Genomic DNA, 14,537 nt, shown 5'->3' with positions numbered 1-14,537 from the left:
CATCAACGACTTCGACGAGACGCTGCCGGGTCCGTGGGAGTGGGACGTCAAGCGGCTGTCCGCCAGCCTGGTCATCGCGGGCCGGGCGAACGGCTTCAGCGCCAAGGAGCGGTCGTCGGTGGTGCGGGCCGCCGTGGGGTCGTACCGCGAACGGATGCGGGCCTACGCCGGGATGGGCAATCTCGACGTCTGGTACACCCGCTTCGACGCGGACGAGTTGGAGGAGCGGTTCGGCCCGATGCTGAGCGCCGGGCAGCGCGATCGCTGGGAACACGCGACGGAGCGGGCACGTGAGCATGACACGCTTCAGGTTTTCGGGAAGCTCACGCGCGTCATCGACGGCAGGCGTCGGATCGCTTCCGATCCACCGCTGCTGGTGCGGCTCCAGGAGCTGCTGCCGGACGCCGAACGCGGCAGGCTGGAGCAGGAGATCGGCCGGCTGATCGAGCGCTATGGCCAGACCCTGTCGACGGACCGCCGGTTCCTGCTGGAGGGCTACCGTCTTGCCGACATCGCCCGCAAGGTTGTCGGGGTGGGCAGTGTGGGAACCCGCTGCTGGATCATCCTGCTGCTCGGCAGGGACGACGAGGATCCCCTGTTCCTCCAGGCCAAGGAGGCCGACGAGTCGGTACTGGCGCCTTACGTCGGAGGCAGCGAGTTCAGGACGCAGGGCGAGCGCGTCGTCGCCGGTCAACGGCTGATGCAGGCCACCAGTGACATCTTCCTGGGCTGGGAACGGGTCACGGGCATTGACGGCAGGCAGCGGGACTTCTACATACGCCAGCTGCGGGACTGGAAGGGCATCGCCGTGGCCGAGAACATGTCGCCGAAGAGGATGGGACTGTTCGGCCAGCTGTGCGGTGCCACGCTGGCTCGCGCCCACGCAAGGTCCGGGGACCGGATCGCGATCGCCGCGTATCTGGGCGGCGGCGACGTCTTCGACCGCGCGCTGGCGACGTTCGCCGAGCTGTACGCGGACCAGAACGAGAAGGACCATCAGGCTCTGGTCGACGCCATCCAAGCCGGACGGGTCCCGGCCGAAGCGGCCTGACGGCTTGCACGTCCGGCCGAAGCGGCCTGACGGCTGCACGAGTGTGCCTCGCGCCGCTTTTCACGGTGGCCAGTGAGCGGCGTGTGGGGCATGTGGGTGTATTCCTCTGCCAGTTGCTGACCTTCTGGGGTGGGCAGAGGCCGAAGCTGTGGCACCTTCTGGTGACGGTGACGGTGACGGTGACGGATCGACGGGTGACGGTGACGCGTCGGCCGTGGACCGGGGCGGCGAATATGACGGACAACGTTCAGGGCAGTGCTGCCCTGAGGAGGTGAGGTGCGTATGAGTGATTCGGATGGACCGGCCTGGACTTCGGAGGGGCGAGCCGTGCTCTGCCAGATGCTGCGTGACCAGCTCGTCGAGACGATCGACGTCATCCGCTCGTATGCGTCGGTCGTGCCGTCGGCTCCGGACCTTGAACTGGTGGGTGAGAGGGCGGTTCCGGTGTCCCGGCGGAACTGAGAGTGGCAGGGGCCTCGAAAATGTGAGCGAGGCGGAGTATGTGACAACCGCCGTATTCGGCCGACATGCGGTTCCCCCATTCGGGTGGTCCACTGAAAGAGAGGCGCAGTTATCGCCGCCTCATCCTCTTGGCCACGGACAGCAGAGCAATAGTCCGGGCTGGGTGCCGAGTTATCCGCATCATGAGGAGTTGTCGTGAGAAGTGAAAGCGACGAATTCGACGACGTGGGCCCTATCGATTACCTGGTGGTCGAATACCCGGGGAACAGTCCCACCGGCGAGGCCCTTCCGTACCTCGTCGACCTGGTCGACCAGGGCTTGATCCGCATCCTCGACCTGGTTTTCGTCCGTAAGGACCCCGACGGCTCCGTCGCGGCGGTCGACATGGTGGATCTCACTCGGGGCGGAAGCACGAACCTCGCGGTGTTCGAAGGCGCCGCCTCCGGACTTCTGGGTCAGGACGACATCGAAGAGGCAGCCAAGGCGATCAGCCCGGGCAGTACGGCCGCCATCGCGATGTACGAGAACCGCTGGGCCGCACCTTTTGCCCGAGCCTTGAGGCGCGGCGGCGCCCGATTGGTGGCCGTCGGAAGGATCCCTGTACAGGACGTCCTTGCGGCACTCGACTCGGCGGAAGCCGCGACGGCCGGCACTTGACCGTGGACCGTATGCAGATCACAGGAGGTGCGACATGCCAGGTCTCATTCGCGGCGTCGCCCGCACCGCCGTCGTAGCCGGAACTGCGACGGCGGTCTCGAACCGCGTATCCCGGCGACAGGCGGGCCGGTGGGCCCAGCAGGACGCCCAACAGCCCGCGCCCGCTCAGCCTCCGCCCGCACCAGCGTCAACCGACGACAAGATCGCCTCGCTCAAGGAGCTGGGCGAACTGAAAGAGCAGGGCGTGCTGACGGAAACGGAGTTCGAGGACCAGAAGCGTCAGATCCTCAACGGGTGACAGCCCGTCATGCGGACAGCACCGCGACTGGACGCAGCCGCGGAGCCGGCTGACGGAAGACCTGGCGCGGCGGTCCTTTCTCACCCTTTCCCGGAATCGATCGGAATCGACCGGAATCGATGAACGACTCACCGAGCGGGCACGCCCGATTATCGGCACGCCACGCACTTCCACCGCGGCACCATTGCTCGGATTCCCCTGCATCTCGGCAGATCGGCCAGATGTGAATTTCCGCCGATCTGCCGAGAGTCGCGAATCGTGGCAGGCTGGAACCGTGCGCATCGCGGGCCGTTCCGACCAGTGGTGCAGTCAGTCAAGAGGAGTCCGAAATGGTTTCCAACACTGCAGGAATGCAGCGAACGGCCGGCCACGGGAGAGCAGTCGTATCCGGGTGGACTATATTCGCCGCAATCATGATGATCTTCGGCGGCATCATGGCGATATTCGAGGGAATATCCGCCATCGCGAAGGACGACGTATTCGTCACCACTCGCGATTACACCTTCCAGTGGAGCCTCACCGGCTGGGGCTGGATGCACCTCATCCTCGGCATCGTGGTGACACTGGCGGGCGTCGCCCTGTTCAGCGGAAAACTGTGGGCCCGCATCATTGGCATCACCCTGGCAGGGCTGTCGATGCTCGCCAACTTCGCGTGGCTGCCTTGGTATCCGTTCTGGGCCATCACGCTGATCGTCGTGGACGGCTTCATCATCTGGGCCCTGTGCGCCCGTACGGGAACCGACGCCGCAGCCTAGCCCCGAGGATGGACGAGACCTCCTGGCAGCGCGGGCTGCCGTGCACCGTAGTGCCGCACCTGACTGGGCTATGACCGGAGGTAGGGCACGGAACCCCCGAATTGGACCATGCAACAAACAAACCCCAGGTCGCTGGTTGCTGACCTGGGGTTTCAACATGGAGCGGGTGACGAGAAGCGAACTCGCACTCGCACTCTCAGCCCGGGAGGCTATGGCGCTTCGGCGGCCGAATGCCTCCTGGCCTGGGTATATGTAGCCGGGCGTGGTGCCCGGAGGTGCAGGATCGCACCTTGGTTGACCGGTCTTACGGGCACGCTATGGGCACGCCTTCCGATGGGGGTCGCCGGGAACCGCTCTCGGTGGCCGAGGAGTTGCCGAACTCCGGAAGGAAGCGAAGACCACGATCGACGCGGCCACCTTCTTGGTGACGTGCTCGACCTGCTCGGCCATGTTCACGATTGCCGCCGGGTCGCCGTGCACGACGAGGATCCGGTGCGCCCCGTTCCGCCCCGTTCCGCACCTCGACCCGGCGGCGATCGCCGCCGGCCCGACCCTCTCAGCCTGTCCGGGTGAGGCCGAAAACCGTCGCTGTCTGGGCTGAATTGCCTGACAGGCGTGGCGGATTCCAGCCGTTGCATTGACGCCTCCATGACAAGGTCGCGTCCCTGGTGCGACTCTTCTGTGGAAGTTCACCAACCCTTGACGGAACCCCCACACAAAAGCAGCCGTCACACCCCCCACCACTGCACCCCACCTCCTTTCCCTCGCACCCGCACCCGCACGCCGTGCAGCGCTCCGGACCGGCACACCCGGCCGTTCCGTCTTGTCGTCCACGGCCCCCGTCTCGGGCCGGCCGTCGTCTTGAAGGAGAACCCGTTGCCCCTGCGACACCGCGCTCTTGTACGCGGCAGACGCGCCGCCCTGGCCATCACGGCCGTAGGGTCCTTGCTCGCCCTGGCCGCTCCCAACCTGGCCGTAGCGGCCCCGGCGAACCCGGGCGGTCCCGCGAAGGTCACCGCTACCCCCCGGGCGGGCGCGGCCCAGTCGTCGCTGACGCCTGCCCGGCGGGCCGCGCTGATCGAGAGTGCCCGGTCCATGGCGGCCGGTACGGCGCGACGGATCGGCCTCGGTGCCGAGGAGAGGCTCGTCGTCAAGGACGTGATCAAGGACGCCGACGGCACCCTGCACACGCGCTATGAGCGGACGTATGCCGGGTTGCCGGTCCTGGGTGGTGACCTGGTCGTCCATGACAAGAGCGGCAAGGGCGGCAAGGGTGGCCGTACGACCGTCACGAAGGCGAACCCGTTCCGTCTCGCGGTGCCCTCGCTCACGCCGAAGGTCACGGCTGCCGGTGCCGCCGCCAAGGCCCTGGGCGCCTCGAAGCAGGCCGAAGTCAAGGGTTCCGCGACGGAGCGGGCGCCCCGTCTGGTGATCTGGGCCGGCAGTGGCAGGCCGGTGCTGGCCTGGGAGACCGTCGTCAAGGGCGTTCAGCAGGACGGCACCCCCAGCGAACTCCAGGTCGTCACCGACGCCGCCTCCGGCAAGCAGCTCCAGGCCGCCGAACAGGTGCACACCGACGGCACAGGCGCCAGAACCGGCACCAGAACCGGCACCAGCTCCGGTACCGGCACCGGTCAGTACGTCGGCGAGGTTCCGCTCGGTACCACCCTGTCCGGATCGTCGTACCAGTTGGTCGACCCGGACCGCGCCGGGCAGAAGACGTACGACCTCAACCAGGGCTCCTCGGGCACCGGCACCCTGTTCACGGACGACAACGATGTCTGGGGCAACGGTCTGCCGTCCAACCGCCAGACCGCCGGTGTCGACGTGGCCTTCGGCGCCGCGGCAACCTGGGACTACTACAAGGAGATGTACGGCCGCAACGGCATCCGCAACGACGGTGTCGCCGCCTACAGCCGCGCCCACTACGGCAACAACTACGTCAACGCCTTCTGGCAGGACACCTGCTTCTGCATGACGTACGGCGACGGCAAGGGCAACACCCATCCGCTGACCGCGCTCGACGTGGCCGCCCATGAGATGACCCACGGCGTCACGGCCGCCACCGCGCGCCTGAACTACAGCGGCGAGTCCGGCGGCCTCAACGAGGCGACCTCGGACATCTTCGCCGCCGCCGTGGAGTTCCACGAGAACCTGCCGGCCGACCCCGGTGACTACCTCGTCGGCGAGAAGATCGACATCAACGGCAACGGCACTCCGCTGCGTTACATGGACAAGCCGTCCAAGGACGGTAAGTCGCGCGACAGTTGGAGCCCGGGCGTGGGCTCCATAGACGTCCACTACTCCTCGGGCCCCGCGAACCACTTCTTCTACCTGCTCTCCGAGGGCAGCGGCGCCCGGACCGTCAACGGCGTCAACTACGACAGCCCTACCGCTGACGGTCGTCCGGTCACAGGCATCGGCATCGAGAACGCCGCCGCGATCTGGTACCGCGCGCTGACGACGTACATGGTCTCGACGACCAACTACGCCGGTGCCCGCACCGCCACCCTGTCGGCCGCCGCCGACCTGTTCGGCGCCTACAGCCCGACCTATCTCGCCGTCGCCGACGCCTGGGCCGCGATCAACGTCGGCCACCGCCTAGCCATCGGTGTCAACCTCGTCCCGACCGCCGACCAGATCAGCGGCGTCAGCCAGGACGTCAGCCTCCAACTGGACGCCTACACCACCAACACGGGCGCCGCCCTGACCTACGAGGCCACCGGCCTGCCCGACGGCCTTACCCTCAGCCCCACAGGTCTGATCAGCGGCACCGCGACCACGCTCGGCACCAGCGACGTCACGGTCAAGGTGACCGACAGCACCGGGTCGACCGTCTCGGACACCTTCAGCTGGCAGATCGGCAACGTCTACACCAACAACACCTACCTGGACATCCCCGACCGGGGGCCCGCCGTGGAGTCGCCGGTGACGATCAACGGCCGCGAGGGCAACGCCTCCGCGACGACCTCGGTCTACGTCCACATCATCCACCCCTGGCGCGGCGACCTCGCCGTCGACCTCGTCGGCCCCAACGGCACCGTCTACTCCCTGCTCAAGCGCAGCGGCGACTGGAACGAGAACATCGACCAGACCTTCACGGTCGACGCCTCCGCCCAACCGATCAAGGGCACCTGGAAGCTGCGCATGCAGGACCAGTTGACCCTCTTCTCCGGGTACCTGGTCGGCTGGCGTCTGACCCCCTGAGGCCCTGCCCGCCTGACACCCTGATCCGCCGACCTCTGACGCATGCCGGCCCGCCGCCGTCCGGACCTTCGGGATCTGGACGGCGGCGTGTGCGTGACCGAGGCCAACGACGCCGTGCCTCCTGCCGCTCACGCGGCTTGACAAACAGCATGAGGAATCACTGACGCCACTCCCCTGTCGAGCCGGCCGTCATCCAACGCCCTGACACAGCTGGAGCCCGACCAGGCAGCGTCCCGGTCGGGCTCAAGCCAGCTCTTCACCACCGCTTGACAGTGACTGGATTGGACACCCTGCGCACGCCGTCGGGCAGCTTCAGGAGGACGCCTTCCGGGTCCGTGCCATCGATCATCTCGCGGTAGGCCTCGTCGTCCGCAAGGACGACATAGGTTTTACGGACGGACCCATGCTCCGCATTGCCCAGGTGAACATCGTAGGAGTAGCTTCCTGCGCTCCCGAGTTCGCCCTTCGGGTAGTAGTTGGTGTGGGGCGGGCTGCTGACGCCATCGATCTGCACCATCCAGACCAGGTGGTCGCCAGGGCGCAGCCGGCAGCCCACCAAGGCGTTCAGCGTGCCGTCCGTGGCCACATCAAGTTCGCGGTGCGGCCTCAGATCAACGTCGTAACCCGCCCCCTCGCCGCACACAGCTTGACTGGCCGACCGCTTGGGCTGGGGTTCGCCTTGGCTGGTCGACGGCTTGGGGTCGGTCTTGTTCGTGTCGTCGTGGCCACCAAAAGCGCCTGAGAACAAACCGAAGACGCCGGCGATAGTCGCGGCCAGCGCTGTGCCGATAACCCCGACTATGGCGATCTTGGCTTCCTTGCTGCGTGCGGACCACCAGGAACTCAACCAACTCACGTTGCCCCTCCCCCGAGTTGACAGTGGTGATCTGTCTCTACCGCGATGATCTGACCGTCATACCCCTTGCTTCCAAGTTGTTACGATCCGTTATATATGGGTGGCGAGCTGCCTGCTGATGCAAAGGCGCAGCCCCATACAACGCTTCCAGGTCATCGAAGAACTGCCGCAGCACGGCCGGAGCATCAGGGTTGTCGGTCAGCTCGTAGCCACCAAACCGGTACACCTCATAGCCCTTGAGCCGCAGTGCTCGGTCCTCCGCCACCATCTCCGCATACAGCCGGGGTGAAGCCTTGTCACCCTCGGCGTAGGGCTGCTTGCCGTCCACCTCGATGACCACCCGCGCCCGGCCTGGCCACGTCAGCCTGGACGGCGGCGATCGAGCCCGGCGACACGATCCGCGAAGGGGCCTGGGGCGCCGAACTCGGCGGCGACTGCCTGAAAGGCTGGCCGAAGTCACTGGTATTGAGGCTAAGGGCGGTGGCGTGCCACATACGCTTCCAGCGGCTCAAGCGCGCCCCACGCCTGGTCGAAGCTGTCCGCGAAGTACGCCAGGAAGGCCGGCCCTTCCACGCTGAATCCCGTCAGTTGTTGACGGCCGGCACCGGAGAAGGACAGAAAGGTGACGGAGTCGTCCACGAGGCCGGTGTTGTGCCAGGCGCAGGAGGCGGTCCAGGGCATGACGCGCGCCTCGTAGGCGTATATGTCCGTCGTTTCCTCCTGGTGTTCGCGCAGCCACTTCAAGTAGGGCGCCCGCGTTGCTCCGTCGCGTTCAGGAACACCGATGATGCGCCGGACACTGGCACCCTCACCGGAGTGGTCCCTGGCCCACTGCAGCACCGTGCTGAAGTACTCGGCCACTTCCACCGCTCCCCAGTGACCAGGCGGGTGGAGCCGGACGTAGGTGAGCCGGATCTCGCGGCGAGCTGTCCGGACCCGGTCGGCGGCGGCTCGGTAGAAGGAGGGCGGGTCCGGGTAGCGCACCATCTCGGCTCGCAGCGCTTCCACCGGCGCCTCAGGCCCCTCCCGCTTGAGCGTGTCCAGTTCCGTCCTGGCCTCACGCCACAGAGCCTGCCACTGGGTCCAGTCCCCGCCCAGCACGGCAACCAGGCGGCGGGTGACCATCTCGCCCGGCAGGCGACGCCCGTTGAGGGCATCGGAGACCGTCGCGGCACTGCACTGCGCCCGCGCGGCGATCGTTTTTATCTGAAGGTTGCCCTTGGCGATGCGCAACCGGCGCAGCTCCGATGCGAATTGCCGCACGGGTAACGGCGCGCCGCGTGGGTGGGCGTCCATGGTCCCTCTCCAAGAGCCTCGCAAGGTCCGACGACCGTGATCGTCCCACTTTCGCCGAGCACCCGCCGAGCATCCGCCGAACATCACCGAATCCCGCCGAAGAAGCCTGAAATCCTCGGATGCGTTCCGAGAATGCCGGACCGCGCAGGAATCCTTGGACCGGGTGGAGGGACGGCTGGTCGAATGTCGAATCACCGATGTCTCAAGCTGAGGACCAGAAGGGGAAGGTGGGCAAGCATGCCGATCGATCTGAGGATGTCGCTCCGCCGCCACTACATGGCATTTCTTGCCGTGCTCGTGACCGGGATCGTTCTGATCATGGTGTTCAACGGCACCGCGCAGTCGACGGCGGTCTACCTGGACTGCCTTCTGGGCGTGGGAGGACTGGTTGCCGGCTACGCGCTCGCACCGCCCGAGCCCTCCCGTCCGGGCAGTCCGGATCTGCGGCCCGGCGTGGCGGAGAGCGAGGCGTAGCGAATACCGCGTCTCCTCGGTCCCGTCGCGGGTGCCAAGGCGACGGACAGGCCACTGCTGTCGGCCGCGCGTCGACACGGGTCGAGCGAACGGTGCTCGGCGAGCGCGTCGCCACCCGCCCCGACCGGTCTGCCAGGGCTGTGTAGCCGTAGCCGTAGCCGTAGCCGTAGCCGTCGAAGTCGCGGGACCGCTCACCACTCGGGTTACCTGGTACCTCCTGCCCGGTGGTGGTGGTGGTGGTGGAGGGGCAGGGCGGGAGAACTCCGAGCCCGAGCCGGGCATCGAAGCCGTATGGCCGGTGTCCGGCACCTCGGCGGCGTCGTCACCGCGTCGTGCCTGAGATGGCCTACGTCCTCATGCCGAGCCCCTGCCCAGTCCGTAACGTCGGATTCAGATCCGAGACCGCTACGTGAGGTGACTTGTGGCTCTGCACAACGCTCAGGAGCCGGCGGCCGATCCGGCCGTCGACATCTTCGCCTCCCCGCTGAGTGAGAGGCCCCTGCCCAAGCGATCGATGCCGGAGCTCCCCGCGCCGCCGCCCGTGGTCTTCGAGTTGCTGCGCAACGAACTGCTCCTGGACGGCAACGCCGCCCAGAACCTGGCCACCTTCTGCACCACCTGGACGGACGACGAGGTCCGTCGCCTGATGGACCTGTGCCTGGACAAGAACATCGTCGACAAGGACGAGTATCCGCAGACCGCGGAGATCGAGTCGCGCTGCGTCAACATCCTCGCCGACCTCTGGCACGCCCCGGCCGCCACCGGCGGCGACACCAATGCCATGGGCTGCTCCACCACCGGCTCCAGCGAGGCCGCCCTGCTCTGCGGCCTCGCCCTGAAGTGGCGCTGGCGCGACCGCCGGCGCGCCGCCGGACTGTCCACCGACCGCCCGAACCTGGTGTGCGGCCCGGTGCAGGTGTGCTGGGAGAAGTTCGCCCGGTACTTCGACGTGGAGCTGCGCCAGGTCCCGGTGGAGCCCGGGGCGACCGGCCTGCAGCCGCACCAACTGCGCGAGTACGTCGACGAGAACACCATCGGCGTCGTCGCGATCCTTGGCGTCACCTACACGTGCACCTACGAACCGGTCGCGGAGATCGCGGCCGAGCTCGACCGCCTGCAAACGGAGACGGGTCTCGACGTCCCGCTGCACGTCGACGCGGCCTCCGGTGGATTCATCGCGCCGTTCCTCCACGCCGATCTGGAGTGGGACTTCCGGCTGCCCCGAGTCGCCTCCATCAATGCCTCCGGCCACAAGTACGGCATGGCGCCGCTCGGCGTGGGCTGGGCGCTGTGGCGCGACAAGTCCGCCCTGCCGGAGGACCTCGTCTTCCACGTCGACTACCTGGGCGGCGACATGCCGACCCTGGCGCTGAACTTCTCCCGCCCCGGCGGGCAGGTTGTCAGCCAGTACTTCATGTTCCTGCGCCTCGGCCGCGAGGGGTATCGGCGGGTCTACCAGTCCTGCGCCGACACCGCGCAGCATCTGGCCCGCCAGATCACCGAGATGGGCCCCTTCACGCTCCTCTACGACGGCGCGGGCGCACTGCCGGCCGTCTCGTACACGCTGACCGATCCGGCGTCGTCGAGCTGGAGTCTCTATGACCTCTCCGACCTGTTGCGGATGCGCGGCTGGCAGGTGCCCTCCTACCCGCTGCCGCCGGACCGTCAGGAGACGGTCGTCCAGCGGGTCCTTGTCCGGCACGGCGTCGACCGCGACGAAATCGAACTCCTCGCCAACGACATGCGCAAAGCGATCAAGCATCTCGAAGAAGGCCGCCCGCACGATGCGAGCCGCGCCGGCTTCCACCACTGACGGCCAGGACGGGGTGAGTCGGCAGGCCGGGGTGAGTCGGCCACCGGGCAGAGTCACGGACATCACGCCGCTGTCCGCAGGCGACTGGACGGGCACGGTTGCCGGGTTGCCGGACCTCGCCGCTGTGCGGCGGCGAGGTCCGGATTCGCTCGGAGCTCTGTCCCGATGCCGCGCTGCGAAAGGTCCCCCGAATGAGTTGCGGGAGGCGCATTGGACGGCGCCCATGGTGACGGGATGAAAGGAACTCGGCAGGCCGACCGCGTCCGCGCGACGCGCCGTCGACGGCTGCGGTCAGCGGTCCGATCCGCGGTGTCCGTGGTCCTGTCGGTGGTTGTCTATTACCTGGCGCCGCTGGATCACGGGCTTGACATCGGTACGGCGATCGCGCTGGCCGTAAGTCTCGTGCTCTTCGTGGGCGTGATCGCCTGGCAGATCCGGACCGTCACGAAATCCGTGTATCCCCGGCTGCGCGCCGTCGAGACGCTTGCCACCGCCGGGCCGATCTTCCTGATCATCTTCTCGGCGGCGTATGTGCTGCTGTCCGAGAACCAGGCCGGCTCCTTTTCGGAGACGTTGGGGCGCAGTGATGCCTTGTATTTCACCGTCACGGTGTTCGCCACGGTCGGCTTCGGGGACATCGTCCCCGTGACCGGGACGGCGCGGGGCGTGACGGTGGTGCAGATGCTGTCCGATGTCGTTCTGGTGGGATTGATCGCGCGGGTCCTTCTCAGTGCTGTCCGGATCGCGGAAGATGCCCGGTCCGCCGACTCCGCCGACTCCGCCGACTCCGCCGACTCCGCCGACTCCGCCGACTCCGCCGACTCCGCCGACTCCGCCGACTCCGCCGACTCCGCCGACTCCGGCGTCTCCGGCGTCTCCGGCGAGCCGTCGGGCTCGGAAGAGCCCGAGTAGCCGAGGTTGATGCGTCGGAGTGACATCCACGCGCTGCGTTGAATGCCTGCGTCGGAATGCCGTGCCAAGCTCGGGACCACGCCACTCGCATCGAGTGGCGCGGCGAGTGGCGGGGCCTTCCGGGTTCGCCGAAGGCAGCCGGTCAGGCCACAACGGGTCTCCGTCGTGAGGAGGCAATACGCATGCCGGTCGCCACGACCGGGTCCGAGGCCGCGTCGCCCCCGGACCCCATGACGCTTCTCCGAAGCCGCTCCTACCTGGTGCTTCTGTTGATGGCCGCGCTGATCGGCGTGCCGGTGTCCGCCGCGGCGTTCGGCTTCCTCGCGCTGGTCGGCGAGGTTCAGCCATTGATCTACACGGATCTGCCCAAGTCACTGGGGTTCGAGGGAACGCCAACGTGGTGGCCGCTGCCGCTGCTTGCCGCAGGGGGGCTGCTCGTGGGACTGACGGTTCAGTACCTGCCGGGACACGGCGGCCATGAACCGACAGCCGGGTTCAAGGCCGCCGGTGTGCCCACACCCGTCGAGCTGCCCGGCGTCTTCTTCGCCGCCCTGGCGACGCTCTGCTTCGCTGCCGTCCTCGGCCCCGAGTCGCCCCTGCTGGCGCTCGGCGGCGGGCTCGCCGCCGGCGCCGTGCGGATGGTCAAGCGTGACCCTCCGGAGCAGGCGACCGCGGTGTTGGGCGCGGCGGGCAGTTTCGCGGCAATCAGCTCGCTGTTGGGGTCACCCCTGCTGGGAGCGTTCCTGCTGATGGAAGCCTCCGGGCTGGGTGGGCCGATGCTGGCGCTGGTGCTGGTGCCCGGTCTGCTGGCAGCGGGCATCGGCGCACTCATCTTCGTAGGACTGGGTTCCTGGACCGGGCTGGGCACCTACTCGCTGGCACTTCACGACGTGCCCAAGGCCACGACGCCGACAGCGGCGGAATTCGGCTGGGCTCTGGTCGTCGGACTGTCGGCAGCACTCGTGGGCGTGGGCATCCGATGGCTCGCCGTCCGGCTCCGGACGCACGTCGAGAGGCGACGGGTGCCGACCACGGTGGTCATGGGCCTGGTCGTGGCGGGGCTGGCGATCGCGTACGCGGAGGGCACCGACAAAGCAGCCGGCGACGTGTTGTATTCGGGGCAGGACGCCCTGGATCCACTCCTCACGCACAGCGCCGCGTACTCGGTGGGAGCGTTGCTGTTCCTGGTGCTGTGCAAGAGCCTTGCCTACTGCGCGTCGCTCAGCAGTTTCAGGGGAGGCCCGATCTTTCCCGCGATGTTCGTGGGAGCGGCGGGCGGCATCCTGTTCTCCCACCTGCCGGGGCTGAGCCTGGTCGCGGGGTTCGCGATGGGTATCGGAGCGATGAGTGCCTCGATGCTGAGACTTCCGCTGGTCTCCGTCCTGCTCGCCACGCTGCTGATCGGGTCGCAGGGCCTCACCGTCATGCCGCTGGTGATCGTCGCGGTCGTGGTCTCGTACGTCGCGACGGCGAAGCTGACACCCCTTCCCGCCCCGGAGACGGGGCAGGATCCGAAAGCCGGGTCAGGGCAGGATCCGAAAGCCGGGCCGGGGCAGCGGTCGTGAGACGGGAATTTGACGACAGGCCCTGGCCCTAGCGGGCGAGCGACCCGTTCCGGGACTCGGACGCGGACTGCCAGGCCCGCATGGCCGCCCGGGACGCCTCCTTGGCCTGCTGCCACTTCACGGCCGCCTGGTGGGTGGGGGCCACGTCCATGTCGCGGATCATGCGCCGGCCTGCCGTGAGCACGGCGAAGGCCGCGATGGCCATGCCGGCGCAGGCCACCGCGGCACCGGTCGCGGTGAGCACGGCACCGGTTGTGACGAGCCGGGTGTCGATATCGATCGCCCGATGGGACTGGTGGTGGTGCTGGTTCATGACTCCACCATCCAACGGGGCGAACCACCTCGCATCCCGGCCAACGGCACAGGACGCCGTACGTGATCGGGTGCGCCGCCAAGACGACCGCCGGCCACGCACGCACCGGCCGACGCCGACCGCAGGCCCTTGCCGCGTACCTGCCTGAGCAGGCGTACCGGCCTGAGCAGGCGTACCTGCCTGAGGAGGCGCGTGTCCGTGGAGATATGCCCAGGGTGCTCCCTGTGCGCGCGGCGGACAGGTCGGCCCAAGTCGTGGGGAGCACCGTCCGGGGATAGGTTGTAGACGGATGGGCCCATGTCATTCGGCAGGCCGGAGCAGCACCGTTCGCTGTGGCAGAGACCCGGCCGGTTGTGCACTCCACATCAACGGCACGGCCCGCGCGCCGGCCGACTTCCGTGCCGTTGGCGCGAGCTTGATTCCGAGTATCGGCACAGTCGATCTGTTCCGTCGGCCATGGCCGACGCCGTGTGCGCCGGCCACCACAGCGTGGAGGGTCCGCAATGAACGACAACCATCTCTCCGGCAACGAGACACGGCACCTCAGCCCGCAGGATCGGGTCGCCCGTGGCAAGGCCGCGCGGGTCGGCGTACCCCGGTCCAGCCACGCCGAGTTCATTCCCCCGCCGAAGCGCACGGACCCTGTGGAGATCATCGAGAAGCAGTCCGCGATGCGGGTGCCGGAACTCGTGCCGATCCGCTACGGCAGGATGAGTGAGGCGCCGTTCCGCTTCTATCGCGGGGCCGCCGCCATCATGGCCGCGGACCTCGCGGAGACACCGCGCAGCGGGTTCAGGGTGCAGTGCTGCGGCGACGCTCACATGCTGAACTTCCGGTTGCTGGCCTCGCCGGAACGTCACCTGATGTTCGACATCAAC

General features: G+C 67.8%; 15 protein-coding genes. 11 read left to right on the top strand and 4 right to left on the bottom strand.

The genetic code is table 11. From position 1 onward, the window contains the following. From AOK08_RS26220 to AOK08_RS26195, 6 genes are all read left to right on the top strand, one after another. Window positions 1-1,051, top strand: a 1,051-nt coding sequence (locus AOK08_RS26220; RefSeq protein ID WP_055530502.1) for a DUF2252 domain-containing protein, incomplete at its 5' end; no start/stop codon positions are given. Between the two features lie 282 nt (window positions 1,052-1,333). Next, window positions 1,334-1,513 carry a hypothetical protein gene (locus AOK08_RS45960; RefSeq protein WP_157876796.1) on the top strand — a complete coding sequence of 60 codons (180 nt, stop codon included), beginning with the start codon at window positions 1,334-1,336 and terminating at the stop codon, window positions 1,511-1,513. A gap of 195 nt (window positions 1,514-1,708) precedes the next feature. Beyond that, a complete protein-coding gene (locus AOK08_RS26210; RefSeq protein ID WP_241827097.1) occupies window positions 1,709-2,170 on the top strand; it encodes a DUF6325 family protein in 462 nt (153 codons plus the stop codon). 34 nt (window positions 2,171-2,204) lie between these two features. Continuing rightward, window positions 2,205-2,468, top strand: a complete 264-nt coding sequence (locus AOK08_RS26205; RefSeq protein ID WP_055530499.1) for an SHOCT domain-containing protein — start codon at window positions 2,205-2,207, stop codon at window positions 2,466-2,468. A gap of 329 nt (window positions 2,469-2,797) precedes the next feature. Next, window positions 2,798-3,223: a DUF7144 family membrane protein gene (locus AOK08_RS26200; RefSeq protein ID WP_055530497.1), complete on the top strand. Its 426-nt coding sequence runs from the start codon at window positions 2,798-2,800 to the stop codon at window positions 3,221-3,223. An 876-nt stretch (window positions 3,224-4,099) separates the two neighbouring features. Further along, window positions 4,100-6,430, top strand: coding sequence for a M4 family metallopeptidase (locus tag AOK08_RS26195; protein ID WP_055530495.1), 2,331 nt, complete (start codon window positions 4,100-4,102; stop codon window positions 6,428-6,430). 256 nt (window positions 6,431-6,686) lie between these two features. On the opposite strand, the gene AOK08_RS45955 is transcribed toward AOK08_RS26195, so the two are convergent. The 3 genes from AOK08_RS45955 to AOK08_RS26180 form a co-directional block, all read right to left on the bottom strand. Beyond that, window positions 6,687-7,286 (bottom strand): hypothetical protein, encoded by a 600-nt coding sequence (locus AOK08_RS45955; RefSeq protein ID WP_157876795.1) that lies wholly within the window; start codon window positions 7,284-7,286, stop codon window positions 6,687-6,689. A 37-nt stretch (window positions 7,287-7,323) separates the two neighbouring features. Next, window positions 7,324-7,626, bottom strand: coding sequence for a PDDEXK family nuclease (locus AOK08_RS46660; RefSeq protein ID WP_055530491.1), 303 nt, complete (start codon window positions 7,624-7,626; stop codon window positions 7,324-7,326). A 131-nt stretch (window positions 7,627-7,757) separates the two neighbouring features. Then, complete coding sequence (locus AOK08_RS26180) at window positions 7,758-8,549, bottom strand: helix-turn-helix domain-containing protein (protein WP_157876794.1); 792 nt, start codon at window positions 8,547-8,549, stop codon at window positions 7,758-7,760. Between the two features lie 270 nt (window positions 8,550-8,819). Between AOK08_RS26180 and AOK08_RS26175 the strand changes: the two genes are divergently transcribed. The 4 genes from AOK08_RS26175 (at window position 8,820) to AOK08_RS26160 (ending at window position 13,346) form a co-directional block, all read left to right on the top strand. Then, window positions 8,820-9,056: a hypothetical protein gene (locus AOK08_RS26175; protein ID WP_055530488.1), complete on the top strand. Its 237-nt coding sequence runs from the start codon at window positions 8,820-8,822 to the stop codon at window positions 9,054-9,056. A gap of 421 nt (window positions 9,057-9,477) precedes the next feature. Then, window positions 9,478-10,869 carry a glutamate decarboxylase gene (gene gad / locus AOK08_RS26170; RefSeq protein ID WP_055530486.1) on the top strand — a complete coding sequence of 464 codons (1,392 nt, stop codon included), beginning with the start codon at window positions 9,478-9,480 and terminating at the stop codon, window positions 10,867-10,869. Between the two features lie 234 nt (window positions 10,870-11,103). Beyond that, window positions 11,104-11,781 (top strand): potassium channel family protein, encoded by a 678-nt coding sequence (locus AOK08_RS26165; protein ID WP_079054271.1) that lies wholly within the window; start codon window positions 11,104-11,106, stop codon window positions 11,779-11,781. A 182-nt stretch (window positions 11,782-11,963) separates the two neighbouring features. After that, on the top strand, window positions 11,964-13,346 hold the full coding sequence (locus AOK08_RS26160) for a chloride channel protein (RefSeq protein ID WP_055530484.1): 1,383 nt from the start codon (window positions 11,964-11,966) through the stop codon (window positions 13,344-13,346). A gap of 28 nt (window positions 13,347-13,374) precedes the next feature. Here the strand turns inward: AOK08_RS26160 and AOK08_RS26155 are convergent, their stop codons facing one another. Continuing rightward, on the bottom strand, window positions 13,375-13,659 hold the full coding sequence (locus tag AOK08_RS26155; RefSeq protein ID WP_055530482.1) for a hypothetical protein: 285 nt from the start codon (window positions 13,657-13,659) through the stop codon (window positions 13,375-13,377). 503 nt (window positions 13,660-14,162) lie between these two features. Here AOK08_RS26155 and AOK08_RS26150 point away from each other — a divergent pair. Continuing rightward, the coding region (locus tag AOK08_RS26150) for a DUF2252 family protein (protein WP_157876793.1) at window positions 14,163-14,537 on the top strand (375 nt) is incomplete at its 3' end.

The organism is Streptomyces graminilatus (genome assembly GCF_001418565.1).
Classification (GTDB): Bacteria; Actinomycetota; Actinomycetes; order Streptomycetales; family Streptomycetaceae; genus Streptomyces; species Streptomyces graminilatus.
This window is presented reverse-complemented; position numbering and strand designations above follow the sequence as displayed.